Origin of the sequence: Streptomyces sp. ATexAB-D23, from assembly GCF_000373645.1 — a bacterium.
GTDB lineage: Bacteria > Actinomycetota > Actinomycetes > Streptomycetales > Streptomycetaceae > Streptomyces > Streptomyces castrisilvae.
Window position 1 is genome coordinate 11,493 of the sequence record NZ_KB892006.1, and the last position, 15,409, is coordinate 26,901.

Below are 15,409 nucleotides of genomic sequence, written 5' to 3' on the forward strand. Positions count from 1 at the left end.
GCTCACCCCCCGGAGGGATGACCGGTCGTCCGGGGCGCGTTGGCCAGGTGGGCGCCCACGCGCTTGACCATCAGCGTCATCTCGTACGCCACCTGCCCCACGTCCGACTCGGACTCGGCCAGCACGGCGAGACAGCTGCCGTCGCCGGCCGCCGTGACGAACAGGAACGCCTCGTCCAGTTCGACCACGGTCTGACGGACCCGGCCCGCGTCGAAGTGCCGGCCCACGCCCTTGGCCAGGCTGTGGAAGCCCGAGGCCACGGCGGCCAGGTGCTCGCTGTCCTCGCGCGTCAGGTCCTTGGACGCGCCGGTGGCCAGGCCGTCGCTGGAGAGCACCAGCGCCTTGCGGATGCTGGCGACGCGCTCGACGAGTTCGTCGAGGAGCCAGTTCAGTTCGCCGGACCCCTGGCGTGCGGAGTCGGGTGCTGCGGCGTTCGGTGCGGTCATGGACCGTCCCCTCCCGGAGTGGTTCCTTGTGCTGTGTCACCGTGGCCGGTCACGTCCTCGGCGTTCTGCTGGCGGCCCCGCTGCCAGCCGCGCTGGAGCGAGGCCATACGGCTGCGTACCTCTTCCGCGTCCCGCTCGATGTCGTCGGGGGCCGCCACCGGGTCCGGTCCGGCCGTGCGGCCGTCCGGTCCCTCGCGCAGCTGAGCGACGAGGCTGGCCTGCCGGACGCGGCGGGGCAGTCCGCCCACCGTGTCCGCGGCGGGCCGGGGCGAACGGGGTGCGGGCACCGCGGGTTCGGCGGGCTCTGCGGATTCGCGGAAGCCGGTGGGCTGCCGGGGCTCGGCGGCGCGGCGCCGGTCCGCCGGCGGAACCGGGCGGACCGCTTCGGGATCGTCGGCGCCTGGGTGCGCCCGGCCTGACTCGTCGACCCGGCGGCCCCGGTCCGCGACCAGCGTCGGCGGCCTGCGGCGACGGGGCAGCGGCCGGATGCCCTCGGGACGCAGCGCCCGGACGCCGTCGGAGTCCGCGAGGTGGTCGGCTGCCTGCTGGTGCTGCTCGCGGTCGCCGTCGCGGCGCAGTTCGCGGGCGCGGAAGATGCCGCCGCGCTCGCTCTCGGTGTCCTCCAGGTCGGACACTCCGTCGAGTACGGGGTCGAGCCCGGGTCCGGCCACCGCTTCGAGGACCGGGTCGCGGGTGAAGTCCAGGGGTCCCTCGGGGCCTTCGAGCTCGACGGGCCCGTCCAGCAGGGCCGGGTCGACCAGTCCTGTCGGGACCGGGGACAGGCCGCCGGGGCGGCCCGGCACGGGTCCGGATCCGGGCTCGTGGAGCGCGGCTTCGCCGCCCGCCCTGCCGGCGATGGCCTTCTCGGACCTGCGGTCCAGGCGGAAGCCGGTGCCGTGCGATTCGGGGGCGTCCGTGAGGAGTGCGGCGGGGATGAACACCACCGCGGTGGTGCCTCCGTACGGGGACGTCTGGAGGGAGACCCTGACGTTCTGGCGCTGGGCGAGCCGGCTGACCACGAAGAGGCCGAGGCGGTCGGTGTCGGAGAGCTCGAACTCGGGGGTCTCGGCGAGCCGGAGGTTGGCGTCCAGGAGGACGTCGGGGGGCATGCCGAGCCCCCGGTCGTGGATTTCCAGGGTGAAGCCGTTGGCGACCCGCTCGCCGAGCACCTGTACGGCGGTGTGCGGGGGCGAGAACACCGTGGCGTTCTCCAGGAGTTCGGCGATCAGGTGGGTGAGGTCGGCGACGGCCGGGCCGCCCACCCCGATGCGGGGCAGTCGGCGGACCTCGATCCGTTCGTAGTCCTCGACCTCGGCGACGGCTGCCCGCACCACGTCCATCAGCTGGATGGGCTTGCGCCACTGCCGCGACGGGGCCGCCCCGGAGAGGATCACCAGGCCCTCGGCGTGGCGGCGCATGCGGGTGGTGAGGTGGTCGAGGCGGAAGAGGTCGGCGAGCTCTTCGGTGTCCTCCGTGCGCCGCTCCATCGTGTCCAGGAGCGTGAGTTGGCGGTGCAGCAGGACCTGGTTGCGCCGGGCGAGGTTGACGAAGACCTCCGAGACGCCCCGCCGCATGTCGGCCTGCTTGACCGCGGCTTCGACGGCGGCGCGTTGCAGGGTGTTGAGGGCCTGGCCGACCTGGCCGATCTCGTCGCGCTCGTACTGGAGGTGCGGGGACTCGGTCTCCACATCGACGTGCTCGCCCGCGGCGAGCCGGCGCATCACGCTCGGCAGGCGTACCCCGGAGACCTCATGGGCGTCCTTGCGCAGCCGGGAGAGGTCGCGGACGAGCTCGCGGCCGATGCGTACCGAGACGAAGACGGAGACGAGGAGGGCCAGGAAGCCGAGGACGCCGGCGATGCCCGCCTTGATCAGGACTCCGTAGCCGGCGGGTTTGCCGCGGTCCTGGAAGCGGTTGTTCATCTCGGTCGAGTCGTTGGCCAGCCGTTCCAGGGCGGGCGGGGCGACTTCCTGCCAGCGTGCGGCGTCGACGGCGCGCGGGCTGGTGGTGGGGCCCTGGCTGATGATCTTGTCCTCGGCGGAGCGCAGCGGCTCGCTGTCCGGGCCCTGCCAGTACTGCTGGACGCGCCGGCGTTCGGAGGCGGGGAGCAGGTCGAGGTTGATCTCGTTCAGCAGTTGGCGCTGGGCGACGAGATCGGAGATCTGCCGGAGTTCGGGGGCTGTGAGGCGGCCCGCCAGCAGGCCCGACGCGATCAGGGCGTCTTCCCTGGAAAGCATCTCGCGGGCGCGGGACAGTCCGGTCAGCGCCCGGACCTGCTGGTCCATGGTGACGTTCTCCATGGTGTGCAGGCCGGTCAGGAAGCGGTAGCAGGGGTCGATGAGGCGGTTGTAGTAGGCCATCGCCTTGAGCCGGCCGATGGTGCGTTCGTCGACGGAGTCGCGCAGGGCGTCCAGTCCCTCGACGGCGCCGAGTATCGAGGCGAGCTGGGTCTCGGCGCTCGGGCCGAGCGCGTCGCGGATGTCCTTCTGCTCGGCGCTGCGGCTGACCTCGGCGACGACCCGGTCGGTGGCGGCGCGCCGGTTGCGCAGCAGGGGCAGGGCGTCGGAGGCGCGCGGGTCCGCGAGGAAGACGAGGGTCTGGCGGCGCTCGCTCTGGATGACCCGGACGGTGTCCTCCAGGGGGTGGCCCACCTTCTCCACGATGGCGCTCGCACTGAGCAGTTTCCCGGCCTCGCGCCCCGTGAGGTAAGTGGCGAAACCCCACAGCGCGGTGAGGGAGACGAGCGGCACGAGCAGCAACGCCACGATCTTCCTGCGGATGGACTTTCCGCGAAAGCGCATGGCCTCCCCCAGCTCGCCCCCGCGGGGCGGGGATGGTGTTTCGTCAACAAACGGCGCGAGCCTACTACCGACACACAGACAACTCGAAGGCACGTCCGGACGATTTTCGGCCGCCTTACCTGGAGTTGACCATGACTTGTCCTGGTATTCCTGGAGATGAAATTCACGAAAGAGACGGAAGAGGCCCGGGGGACCGGCACGTTCCTTCCCGTCCCGGTTGGCTGGAATTCTTCGTTTCGTGACGGCTGGGAGGAATCTTCACCGCGGGCCACTCGTCCATCAGTACGGGGGTAGGGGGACTGCGGGGGCACGCTCGGCAGGACGGGACGGACCGTCCGCGTAGAAAGGGTGTATGCCGGGCAGCAACCCTGAAGTCGGACAGCGGTGGGAGTGAAGGGCCTTGGACACACAGGAACGTCGTGACGCGGCGGAGGCCGGGGCGGCAGAGGGCGTGGGCGAGTGGGAGGGGGCGGCTGTTCCGCGCCAGCCGCTCTGGGTCGAGGAGCCGGCGCTGCGGCGGCGGATGCCGGACCCGGTGCGCACGGCGGCGGTCCGGGCGGTGCTCATCATGTCGTTGACGATGATTCTGGCGATGGTCGCCTTCCTGACCGCGCTGGCCGGGTCCTGGCTGTCCTTCCCGATGGTGCTGAGCGGGGTGGCGAGCACGGTGGTCGCGACCTGGTCGGTGCTGGACGTCTGGGTCACCCGCCAGGTGTGGAACCAGCGCAACGGCGTCGTCTCCATGCCCAGCAGCTCGGCCCGGCAGCTGCGCCGCGAACGCCGCAGGGCGCGACGGGCGGCCCGTGCCGCGCAGCGGGATGCCTCCCGGATACGCCGCGGGAGCGCCGACAGCCGTCTCTCCCGCGCCTGACGCTCCCCGCTACCCCGGAAGCTACCGCGCCGTGCGGGTCTCCTCGGCGGGCTCGGAGGCGGCCTGCGCCGGCAGCGTCCGCGGGGCCGGAGCGCCGCGCTTGAACATGCGGGTGGCGGTGATTTCGCCGTGCACGGTCTCGCTGCCCGGGTCCTGCTGCGGCAGTCCGGGGCGCAGGTGTTCCTCGACACTGATGTATTTCAGGCCCGCCCGCAGGTCCGCGTCATTGCGCAGCCTGATCACGAGCGGGAATTCCGCGAGGGCCGTCGTGTCGAACAGCCCGGTGGTGTACAGCAGTTGTACGCCCAGCGCGTCGGAAACCGCGCGCTGGAGCTCCAGCAGATAAGCGGCGTTGGCGCGGCCGATCGGATTGTCCAGGAAGAGCGTGCCCGCGTGGCGGTGCTGGGCGCGGTCGCGTCCCCGGTCGTTGCTGCGCAGGGCGGCCATCGTGCAGTACAGGGCGATGGCCGCGGTGAGGAGCTGGCCGCCGGAGAAGACGTCGCCCATCTGTCCGACCGGTACGCGCTCGGCGCGCAGGACGGCGTCCGGCTTGAGGATCTCCACCGCGATGCCCCTGGGCTCCAGGGCCGCCCCGACACCGCGCAGGAGCAGGGACATCCCGTCCCGGCGCAGGTCGGAGTTCTTCTTGAGGGCCGCCTTCGTCGCCTCGTCGATGACCTCTCCGAGCCGTTCGGTCAGGGTGGCCTGGTCGGGTTCCTCGAAGCGGATGCGGAGGAATTCCTGCCCGGACCACTCCCCCAGGCCCTCGGGGAGCCGGGAGAGCCGCTGGGCGGAGCGGAGCGTGGTGAGCGCGGACTCCACGAGGCCGCGCAGCCGGTCGACGATGGAGTCGCGGTTGCGTTCCAGCTGGGCCAGCTCGTCGGTGAGGACCCGCAGCCGGGGCGCGAAGGCGGTGGCCCACTTCTCCGCGTGCTCGGGGAGCGCCGCCGCGGGCAGCTCGCGGATCTGCTGGCGGGCGGGGGTGCGGACCTGTTCGTAGCGGGTGGAGTTGGCGTGCCGTACGAGGACGTCGCTCGCCTCCCGTACGGCCGCTTCGGCGGCGGACAGGTCGGCGGCGCAGCCGCGCAGGGAGCGGCGGGCCTCGGCGGCGGACTGCCGGGCCTCCTCCAGGCTGCCGGGGTACGGCTCGGGGCTCTCCGGGTCGTCATCGGCGCCGTGGTCCCTGAGCAGGTCGCGCAGCAGGGCGGCGGTCTCGTCGAAGCCGCCCGCCGAGTCCTCGGCGGTGCGGTGGGCGTGGAGCAGCTCGGTGTGCGCGGCGCGGGCGGTGTCCAGTGCGGCGGTCGCGGAGGCCAGCTCGGCGGTGGCGGTGCGCAGGAGGGCCTGGGCCTGTTCGGCGTCGGCGGGCACCTGCTCGGCGGGCAGTTCGGTGTGCAGGCTCTCGCCGTCGGCGGGCGCCAGGCGTTCGGCCTCTCCGCGCAGCCGGCCGAGCTGCTCGCTGGCCGTGGAGGCGCGGGTCTCCAGGAGCTGGACGAGGGACTCGGCGCGGGCGGCGGCGGCCTGCCGGGACGGGCCGTCGGCGCCGTCGGTGCCCTCCAGGAGCTGGGCGGCCCGGGTGCGGACCTTGTTGGTGAGCCGGTCCAGCTCGGCGAGCGCGGCGCTCTCGTCGCTCTCGGCGCGGGCCTGTTCGGCGCGCAGGTCGGCGCCGACGCCGACCTTCTCGTAGAGCTGGGAGGCCGCGCGGTAGGCCTCGCGCAGGGCGGGCAGGGCCTGGCGCGGGGCGTCGTCGCCGAGGTCCGGGATCGTTTCGGGAGCGCCGGCGATCTCGGCCCGTTCGGCGCGCAGGGCGCGGGCGGTGCGGCGGGCGTCGTCGGCGGCGCGCTGGGCGGCCCGGCGGTCCTCGTCGGCGACCCGGGCCCGCTCCAGGAACACGGTGGCGCGGGCCTCGGACTCCGCCGCCTCGTCGGTCAGTTCGCGCAGCTTGGCCTGCCAGCCCGCCCGTTCGCGGAGCCGGAAGGCGAGTCCGGCGAGCGCGTCGGCGGCCCGGCGGGCGCGCTGGGCGGCCTCCTGGCGCTCCTCCCGGACGCGGGCGGTGTCGGCGGCGGCCTCGTCGGCCTCGGCCCGGACCGTACGCGCCTCGGCGAGGGCGGCCTCGGCCGTCTCGGCTGCCGTGCGGGCGGCGTCGGCGGCTTCGGCGAGCTCGGCGAGCATGCCGGGCGGGCAGTCGGCACGCCAGGAGCCGATGCGGGCGGCGAGCGCGCGGTCGGCGCCGAGACGGGCGGCGAGCACCCGGATGTCCTCGTCGCGGGCGGCGGCCCGGCTCCGCAGGGCGTGGCGTTCCTCGTCGGCGGCGTGCTCGTCGTGCATGGCCGGGTTCGGCGGTACGAGGAAGACCCCGTCGCCGTCGGCGTAGGGGCCGGTGCCCGGGTCCGGCACGGGGGCGAGCAGGGCGGCCGCGGTGCCGACGGCGACGGCGGAGCGCGGCAGCAGGGCCGCGGCGCCGAGGACCTCGCGGGCGCGGGCGTGCGCGTCGGGGTCGGTGATGACGACGCCGTCGACGAGCTCGGGCCGGGCGGCGAGGACGGCCGCGTGGTCGGCGGGGTCGACGGCCTGGGCGAGGTAGCGCCAGCCGGGCAGGGCGGGGATGCCCTGCTCGCCGAGGTATTCCACGGTGGCGAGCACGTCGGGTCCAGGTGGCAGGAGGCCGCCGTCGCCGAGGGCGCCCAGGATGCGTGAGTCGTCGGCCGCCGCGGTGCGCAGTTCGAACAGGCGTCGTTCGGCGGCGCCGACGCCCTGGTCGAGCAGGTCGCGCAGCTCATCCGCGCTGCGGTCGAACTCGTCGGCGGTGAGGGCCTGTTCGGCAGTCCGTGCGGCGGTGGCGGTGGGCGTGCCGTGCGGGGCGGGATCGGCTCCGTCCGGGGCGGCAGGTCCGGAGCCGGGGCCCTCGTCGTGCCGGTGCTGGTTGTCGGCGCTCTGCCCGGTCCCGGGGGCGGCTGCCTGCCGGGGCCTGGGCACCCCGCCGGCCCGGTCGGCGGGCAGCCCGAGCAGTTCGGCGAGGCGGGGCTCGGCGGCGATCGACTCGGCGGCCCTCAGCTCGGCCTCGTAGGCCTGTTCGGCGGCTCGGGCGCCGTCGGCGGCGCGCGCCGCCGCCAGTTCGGCGCGGCTCTCGTCGGCGGTGGCCTGCCTGGCCAGGTCCGCGGCGGCGCCGGCTGCCTCGCGGGCGGTGTCCCAGGCGGCCACGGCGGCCTGTTCGGCGTCGTTGGCGGCGAGGGCTGCCCTGGCCGGGTCGGCGTGGGGTGCGGTGTCGTCCAGCCAGCCGGCCCGGACGGCCTCGGCGGTCTCCTGCTCCACCTCGGCCAGGCGCTGGCGCAGATGGCCGGCCTCGCTGCGGGCACGCTGGGCCTCGGTGGCGGCGGTGGTGGCGTCGCGGTGGGCGGCCTCGCCGGCACTCTGGAGGGTGTCGGAGCGCTCCTCCTCCTCGTTGGCCCGGCTCTCGCCCGCTTCGGCGGCGGTGTGCAGGGCCCGTACGAGGTCGGCCGCCGCACTGGCACGGGCGGCGAGCGCGGGGGCGGCGTCGCGCTCGGCCTCCCGGATCGCCACGGCGACGCGCGCGGAGCGGTCGGCGGCGGCGCGGTGGCGCAGGACGGCTTCGGCGGCCTGCCAGGCGGAGTGCAGGGTGCGGGCGTCGCCCAGCTCGCGGCGCCCGGCGGCGGCGCTCTTCTCGGCGGCGGTCAGGGCCAGCGACGCGTGCCGGTAGGCGAGTTCGGCGGCGATCAGGGCGAGGCGGCCGCGGGTCTCCTCGGCGCCCGTGACGGTGTGGGCGGCGGCGGTGACCTGCTGGGCGAGCTCGGCCGCCCGGCCGCGTTCCTCGCCGGCGCGGGCGGAGAGCCTGCGGGCCAGGGTGCGGGTGCGGCGCTCGGCGCCGGCGTGGATGTCGCGGGTGCGGGCACGGGTCCCGGCGGCCTCGACGATGCGGCCGAGCAGGTCGACGGAGCCGGCGGTGAAGTCGCGTTCCGCGGTGAGTTCGGCGCGGCGGCCCAGTTTGTTCCCGAAGCCGCTGACCAGATCGGCGAGGCCGTCCGTGTCGCGGGTGTCGGTGACGGCGCGCAGCAGCAGGTCGGTGAAGTCGGAGTCCTTCTTCACCGCGAAGAGGCCGGCCGCCTCGCCCTCGTCGGCGTTCATCTCGCGCTGGTAGCGGAAGAGTTCGGGGTCCAGGCCGAGTTCGCCGAGGTGTTCGTTCCAGCGGTCGTGGATCTCTTCCCAGTGCACGTCGAGGTGCTGGTAGAACTTGCCGGCCTCGGTGAGCGCGTCCCGGAAGCCCTTCATGGTGCGGCGCCTGCCCCGGGCGCCGGAGACGCCCTCGGCGGGGCGGCCGACGGCGGTGGACTCCGCGACGGGCAGCGAATCGAGGCCGAGCCCGGGTCCTGGCCGGAAGGAGTACCAGGCCTCGGCGAACTTCCGCGGGTCGTTGGAGACCTGGCGTCCGCGCCACTCGCTGACCTTGCCGACGACGACGCACTCGCCGGTCAGCGTGTGCTGCCACTCCAGCGCGACATGGCCGCAGTCGTCGGCGAGCAGGAATTTGCGCAGGACGCCGGAGCTGGCGCCGCCCAGGGTGTTGCGGTGGCCCGGCAGCATCACCGAGAAGATCAGCTTCAGCAGGACGGACTTGCCGCCGCCGTTCTCCAGGAAGAGCACGCCGGCCGGGGCGGGCCTGCGCGGCGGGCCGACCGGCTCCTCCTCGAAGAACTCCGCCTGCGCCGGGGCGGGGTGGGGCACGGGCTCGCCCACTCCGCGCAGGTCGAGCACGGTGTCGGCGTAGCGTGCGCCGGCAGGTCCGATGGAGTAGAGGCGGACCCGGGACAGCTCGTACATGGCGGCGGACTCTCGTCGTTCGGGAAGCGGGGGGGGAAGGACGTCGGGGCGGGGCGGACGGCCCGGCGGTGGTCAGCCGTGGAAGGGCAGGCCCGCGTCGGCCGCCAGTTCCAGGTCGTCGGGGTCCGGGGGCGGCAGCAGGGTGGCGCTGCCGTCGGTGACGGGGACGACGCCCAGCTCCAGGAGTTCGGCCATGGCGGCACTGCCCGCCATGTCGCGGACCTGGAGCTGGTAGCGGGCGGTGGTGCGGTAGGTACCTCCGGCGTCGTCTCCGGTGCGCTGGAGGAAGCCGGAGTCGGTGAGGAAGGCGACGGCCTTTCCGATGATGCCGGTGGTGGAACCGGCGAGCCGGCGGGCGTCCTTGGTCGCGCCGGTGGCGCTGCGCCGGGCGTAGACGCGCCAGCCGGCCTCCAGGCCCGGGGCCTCGCTGACCGGGTCGGTGTTGTCGCCCTGCTCCTCGGCGCGCTCCTCCAGGCGGTTGCACGCCTGGCGGACGAAGGCGTCGACGCCGTTGACCGTGATCCGGCCGATGTACGCGTCGTCGGCGAGGTCCTCGGGGCGCGGGAAGGCCATGGCGGCGACGGCGAGGTGGGCGAGGCCGTGCAGGAAGCGGTCCGCGGAGTCCGATGAGGCGCGGCGGGCGTAGTCGCCCATGCGGACGGCGAAGACCGAGTCCTCGCCCGCCGTGACGGCCATGCCGGCCCGGGGGGAGACCTCCAGGACGATGAGGCCGAGACCGGTGGCCACGGCGTCGGCGAGCCGGGCGAAGGCGGTGTCGTCCCGGTAGCGGCGCAGCAGTTCGGCGTACTCGGCGTCGCGGGCGGGCAGCAGCTTGGGCTGGAGGCCGAAGGCGACGAGCCGGGCGGCGTCGGCCGCGTCCGCCGGGGTGACGGCGGCCGGTGCGGGCGTGGCCCGGTCGGGCTCGTAAGCGGAGGCGGGCCGGTCGGCGGGCTCGCTCCACGCGTCGGTGTGCTCTGCGCGGTGGTCGCTCACGACACTCGCTCCTTGCTGCGGAAAGTCCGGTGAAAAATGCTGCGGAGGGGCCCGGGGCAGGACCTGTGGAGGGTTCTGCGGGCGGGCCCGGGAAGGGGTGGGCGGGAGGTCATGACGCCTCCGAGCGGTCCGCCGCCATGCCGGCCGCGTCGAGCAGTGCGGTGCCCACGATCAGGTCGGCGCCGCCGAACTCGTCGTCGTCCAGCGGGGTGCCGTCGTCCACGGAGAAGAGCAGACGGCGCTCGCCCTGGCGGTAGGCGGTGCCGACCGGGGGGCTCGCGGCGTGCACCGCGAGCAGGGCGACCAGGTAGGGCAGGTCAGGATCGCTCCGACGGGCGTCGGCCAGGAGCCCGGACAGGCGGCGCGGCGCGTCGTGCTCCAGATCGAGCAGTTCCATCGCGGCGGCCAACTGCTCCTCGCTGAACCGGCTGTCGTCCGGGGTGGCGATCAGGTCCGGCTCGGGCATCTCGGCGCCGAGGTGTTCGCGGGCCGGGGGCGGGCTCAGGAGCAGGTCGACCAGGTCGCCCACCCGGACGGAGACCGGGGTGCGCAGGCCCGTGCCACGGGCGAAGAAGGCGTCGGTGGCCCGGGTCGCCTGTTCGACGGGGAGCGGCAGCAGCGGGGCCAGGAGCTGCCCGTACAGATCGAGGCCGGTGCGGGCGGCGGGCGCGGCGAAGGCCTGCCGGTCCTGTTCGGCGCGGAAGAGGGGGCCGGCCTCCAGCAGCCGGGACTGGAGCTGGGTGTGGCGGCGGATGCAGTCCTTGACGATGTCGACCAGCTCGGCGGCGCGGCGCTTGTGCTCGGGGTCCTCGGCCTCGTCGCGGGCCTTGCGGATGTTGGTGAGGATCGCGTTCTCGTGGCGGTAGCGGTCGGCTACGTGGTCGAGCGCCTCGGCGATCATGTCGGGCACGGTGTTGAGCCAGTCGACCGCGCGGACGTTGCGCCGGGTGGCGTCGAGCGTCCTGCGGAGGGTCTCCGCGTACTGCACGGTCCGGTAGCGGGCCTGCTCGGCGGCGAGCTGGGCGTCGGCCAGCCTGCCCCGGCTGATCAGGACCTCCAGCTTCACCTCGGCGGCGATCTGGGCGCTGGTGACGTCCGTGTCGAGGGCTCCGACCAGGACGTTGACCGCTTCGTCGGTGGCCCTGAGGTAGACGCTGCCGCCGTGCCCCGGGACCTCCTCGATGAGCTTGAAGTCGTAGTCGCGGCGGACGTAGACGCCGTCGGGCCCGAACGTGCCGTAGACGGCGCGGAATCCACGGTCCACGCTGCCGACGTTGATCAGGTTCTCCAGGACCCAGCGGGCGACCCGTTCGTGTTCGGCGGCCGGGCGGCCGGGGGCCTGGGCGGCGACGCGCGGAAGGAGCCTGGTCACTATCTGGTCGTGGTCGGCGCCGGTGTCGAAGTCCATGTTGAGCGTGACGTGGTCGATGGCCGCGAGGGCGACCTCGGCCATGGCGTAGCCGCTGTACTCACCGGCGAGGTTCGCCTTGCGGACGTCCAGGTCGTGCAGCGGCGCCGTGCAGGCGAGCGCGCGCAGCCGACGCGAGAGCCCCTCGTCGGCGGCCGGGCCCGGTGCGGGCCGGGGCCCCGCGCTGAGCTGGGGCGCAGCGTTGTCCGTGTAGGCAGGCGAAGTCACGCTGCACAGATTAGGTCCTCGGACTGACAACGGTCGAAACGGCGCAGAAGGGCCCGCCTGCCCCGGAGTCGGTCATGCCCCGCCGCCCGCTGCCCGGAGTCGGTCACGCCCCGCCGCCCGCCCGTGCCGCCCGGCCGTCCGGCGCTCAGCCGCCCCCGGCGTCCTCGGCCGGCTCCCCGTATCCGCCGCCTCCGGGGGTGCGCAGGACGAGCACGTCCCCGGCGCCGGTGTCCGCGCTGTCGCAGCCCTTGAGCGGGGTGCGGCTGCCGTCGGGGTGTTCGATGTGCTGGCTGCCCAGTGCGCCGGGTGCGCCGCCCGCCATGCCGTACGGCGGGACGCGCCGGTGTCCGGTGAGCAGGGCCACCGTGACCGGTTCGAGGAAGCGGATGCGGCGTTCCACCCCGCGGCCGCCGTGGTGGCGGCCCGCGCCGCCGCTGCCTTCCCGTACCCGGAAGCTCTCCAGCAGGACCGGGTAGCGCCACTCCAGGATCTCGGGGTCGGTGAGGCGGGAGTTGGTCATGTGGGTCTGTACCGCGTCGGTGCCGTCGAAGTCCTCGCCCGCGCCCGATCCGCTGGCCACCGTCTCGTAGTACTGCACCCGGTCGTTGCCGAAGGTGAGGTTGTTCATGGTGCCGGAGCCCTCTGCCTGGACGCCGAGGGCGGCGTAGAGGGCACCGGTCACGGCCTGCGAGGTCTCGACGTTGCCGGCGACCGTGGCGGCGGGCGGGGCGGGCGCCAGCATGGAGCCCTCGGGCACCCTGATCTCCAGCGGGGTGAGGCAGCCGCTGTTGAGCGGGATGTCCTCGGCGACCAGGGTGCGGAAGACGTAGAGGACGGCGGCCATGACGACCGAGGTGGGGGCGTTGAAGTTGCCCGGCTGCTGCGGGGAGGTGCCGGTGAAGTCGATCACCGCGCCGCGGGCCTCGCGGTCGACGGTGAGCGTCACCTCGATCACGGCGCCGTTGTCGGTCTCGTACCGGTAGCGGCCGTCGTGCAGCCCGGCGATGATGCGGCGTACCGACTCCTCGGCGTTGTCCTGCACATGGCCCATGTAGGCGTCCACGGCTTCGGGGCCGAACTGCTCGACCATGGCGCGCAGTTCGGCGATGCCCTTCTCGTTGGCGGCGATCTGGGCGCGGAGGTCGGCGAGGTTGGTCGCGGGGTCGCGGGAGGGGTACGCGGCGGTGGTGAGGAGTTGCCTGGTGGCGTCCTCGCGCAGGGTGCCGTCCCGCACCAGGAGCCAGTTGTCGAAGAGGACGCCCTCCTCCTCGACGGTGCGGCTGAAGGCGGGCATGGAGCCGGGGGTGATGCCGCCGATCTCGGCGTGATGGCCGCGCGAGGCCACCAGGAACTTCAGCACCGGGGTGCCGCCGGACTCGTCGAACACGGGCGTCACGACGGTGACATCGGGCAGGTGGGTCCCACCGTGGTACGGGTCGTTGATGGCGTACACGTCGCCGGGGCGCATGGTTTCGGCGTTGCGGTGGAGCACCTCCTTGATGGACTCCCCCATGGAGCCGAGGTGCACCGGGATGTGCGGGGCGTTGGCGATCAGGTTGCCGTGCGCGTCGAACAGCGCGCAGGAGAAGTCGAGCCGTTCCTTGATGTTGACGGAGCGGGCCGTGTTCTCCAGGGTCACGCCCATCTGCTCGGCGATCGACATGAAGAGGTTGTTGAAGACCTCCAGCATGACCGGGTCGACGCGGGTGCCGACGGCCTGCCGGGCGGGGCGCGGGCGGGCCCGGGTGAGGATCAGGTGTCCGGTGGCGGCGAGTTCGGCCTGCCAGCCCGGGTCCACGACGGTGGTGGCGTCGGCCTCGGCGATGACGGCGGGGCCGGTGACGGTGTCGGTGGCCCTGAGGCGGGTCCTGAGGTGGAGCGGGGCCTCCTGCCACCGGCCGTCCGCGAACATCCGCGCGGTGTCGTGCGGGCGGGGCGTGGTGGGGGCGCCCTCGTCCCGCTCGGCCGGCCGGATCTCGGCGTGCGCGCCGGCCGTTCCGGTGGCCTCGACGGAGACCGTCTCCACGATGAGCCGCCGGTCCGCCGTGAAGCCGTAGCGGGAGCGGTGCTCGTGCGTGAACGCCTCGGTCATGGCCGCCGCCGTGTCCAGGGCGACGGGGAGGCTCGCGTCGGTGCCCTCGTACCGCAGCAGGACCCGGGCCCGGGTGCTGATCGCTTCGTCGGGGACGCCGTCGGCGCGCAGGTCGGCCCGGGTGCGGGCGGCGAGCTCGTCGCAGAGTTCCCGTACCCGGGTCACCGCCCCGCCTTCCAGGGCGGCTTCGAAGGACTGCTCGCGCATGGCGGTGGCGTCGGCGAGGCCGATGCCGTACGCGGACAGCACACCGGCCAGCGGGGGTACGAGGACCGTGTCGATGCCGAGCGCGTCGGCGACGGCGCAGACGTGCTGGCCGCCGGCCCCGCCGAAGCCGGTGAGGGCGTAGCGGGTGATGTCGTGTCCGCGCTGCACGGAGATCTTCTTGACCGCGCCCGCCATGGCGAGCACGGCGATCTCCAGGAACCCGGCGGCGGTCTCGGCCGCGGTGCGCTTGGTGCCGGTGGCCCGCGCGACGTCCTCGGCGAGTTCCTCGAAGCGTTCGCGCACGATGTCCGCGTCGAGGGGCTGGTCGCCGTCCGGCCCGAAGACGGCGGGGAAGTGCGCGGGCCGGATGCGGCCCAGCATGACCTGGGCGTCGGTGACGGTCAGCGGCCCGCCCCTGCGGTAGCAGGCGGGACCCGGGACCGCCCCGGCCGAGTCTGGGCCGACCCGGTAGCGCCGGCCGTCGAAGTGCAGGACCGAGCCGCCGCCGGCCGCGACGGTGTGGATGTTCATCATGGGGACGCGCATCCGCGCGCCCGCGACCTCGGTGCCCAGTTCGCGTTCGAACTCGCCCGCGAAGTGCGAGACGTCGGTGGAGGTGCCGCCCATGTCGAAACCGATGACCCGGTCGTGGCCGGCCTGCCCCGAGGTGCGGACCATGCCGACGACCCCGCCCGCGGGTCCGGAGAGCACCGCGTCCTTGCCCCGGAAGTGTGCTGCCTCGCGCAGGCCGCCGTTGGACTGCATGAACATCAGCCGGATGCCGGGCAGTTCCGCGGCGACCGAGTCGACGTACCGGCGCAGGATCGGTGAGAGATAGGCGTCCACGACGGTGGTGTCCCCGCGCGGGACGAGCTTGATCAGCGGGCTGACCTCGTGGGAGCAGCTGATCTGGGTGAATCCGGCGGCCCTGGCCTCGGCGGCGACGGCCTGCTCGTGGGCCGGGTGGCGGTAGCCGTGCATCAGGACGACGGCCGCGCTGCTCAGCCCGTCCTCCCGGGCGGCGCGCAACCGCCCGGCCACGGCCTCCCGGTCCAGCGGCGTGACGGTCCGGCCGTGGGCGTCGATGCGCTCGGGGACCTCGATGACCCGGTCGTACACGGCTTCCGGGAGCAGGATGCGACGGTCGAAGAGGCGGGGGCGGTTCTGGTACGCGATGCGCAGGGCGTCCCGGAAGCCTTCGGTGATGACCAGGACGGTCGGTTCGCCGCGCCGCTCCAGCAGGGCGTTGGTGGCGACGGTGGTGCCCATCTTCACGGCGTCGACCCGGTCGGCGGGGACCGGGTCGTCCGGTCCGAGCCCCAGCATGAGCCGGATTCCGGCCACGGCGGCGTCCCGGTAGCGGTCCGGGTCGTGCGAGAGGAGCTTGCGGGTGACGAGTTGCCCGTCGGGGCGCCGTCCCACCACATCGGTGAACGTGCCGCCACGGTCGATCCAGAATTCCCAGCGCCCGGTCATGCCCCCATCTTGGCCCGCTGCCGGGTGATCACGGAACAGGCCACGGCGCCGGTC

General features: G+C 74.2%; 7 protein-coding genes. 1 reads left to right on the forward strand and 6 read right to left on the reverse strand.

Annotated elements, in window-relative coordinates; genetic code table 11:
• Window positions 1-2: 2 nt before the first annotated feature.
• Window positions 3-446, reverse strand: coding sequence for a roadblock/LC7 domain-containing protein (locus B082_RS0107875; RefSeq protein WP_018551269.1), 444 nt, complete (start codon window positions 444-446; stop codon window positions 3-5).
• Window positions 443-3,247, reverse strand: coding sequence for a nitrate- and nitrite sensing domain-containing protein (locus B082_RS0107880; protein WP_051094595.1), 2,805 nt, complete (start codon window positions 3,245-3,247; stop codon window positions 443-445). The genes B082_RS0107875 and B082_RS0107880 overlap by 4 nt, the downstream gene beginning before the upstream one ends.
• Window positions 3,248-3,647: 400 nt before the next feature.
• Here B082_RS0107880 and B082_RS0107885 point away from each other — a divergent pair, with 400 nt between their 5' ends.
• Entirely contained in the window at window positions 3,648-4,118 is a 471-nt protein-coding gene (locus B082_RS0107885; RefSeq protein ID WP_078622526.1) for a hypothetical protein, read from the forward strand.
• Between the two features lie 21 nt (window positions 4,119-4,139).
• On the opposite strand, the gene B082_RS0107890 is transcribed toward B082_RS0107885, so the two are convergent.
• From B082_RS0107890 to B082_RS0107905, 4 genes are all read right to left on the reverse strand, one after another.
• Window positions 4,140-8,951 carry a hypothetical protein gene (locus B082_RS0107890; protein WP_018551272.1) on the reverse strand — a complete coding sequence of 1,604 codons (4,812 nt, stop codon included), beginning with the start codon at window positions 8,949-8,951 and terminating at the stop codon, window positions 4,140-4,142.
• 72 nt (window positions 8,952-9,023) lie between these two features.
• Complete coding sequence (locus B082_RS0107895) at window positions 9,024-9,944, reverse strand: hypothetical protein (RefSeq protein WP_018551273.1); 921 nt, start codon at window positions 9,942-9,944, stop codon at window positions 9,024-9,026.
• Between the two features lie 109 nt (window positions 9,945-10,053).
• Complete coding sequence (locus B082_RS0107900; protein WP_018551274.1) at window positions 10,054-11,580, reverse strand: hypothetical protein; 1,527 nt, start codon at window positions 11,578-11,580, stop codon at window positions 10,054-10,056.
• 145 nt (window positions 11,581-11,725) lie between these two features.
• Complete coding sequence (locus B082_RS0107905) at window positions 11,726-15,355, reverse strand: hydantoinase B/oxoprolinase family protein (RefSeq protein ID WP_018551275.1); 3,630 nt, start codon at window positions 15,353-15,355, stop codon at window positions 11,726-11,728.
• Window positions 15,356-15,409 lie beyond the last annotated feature (54 nt).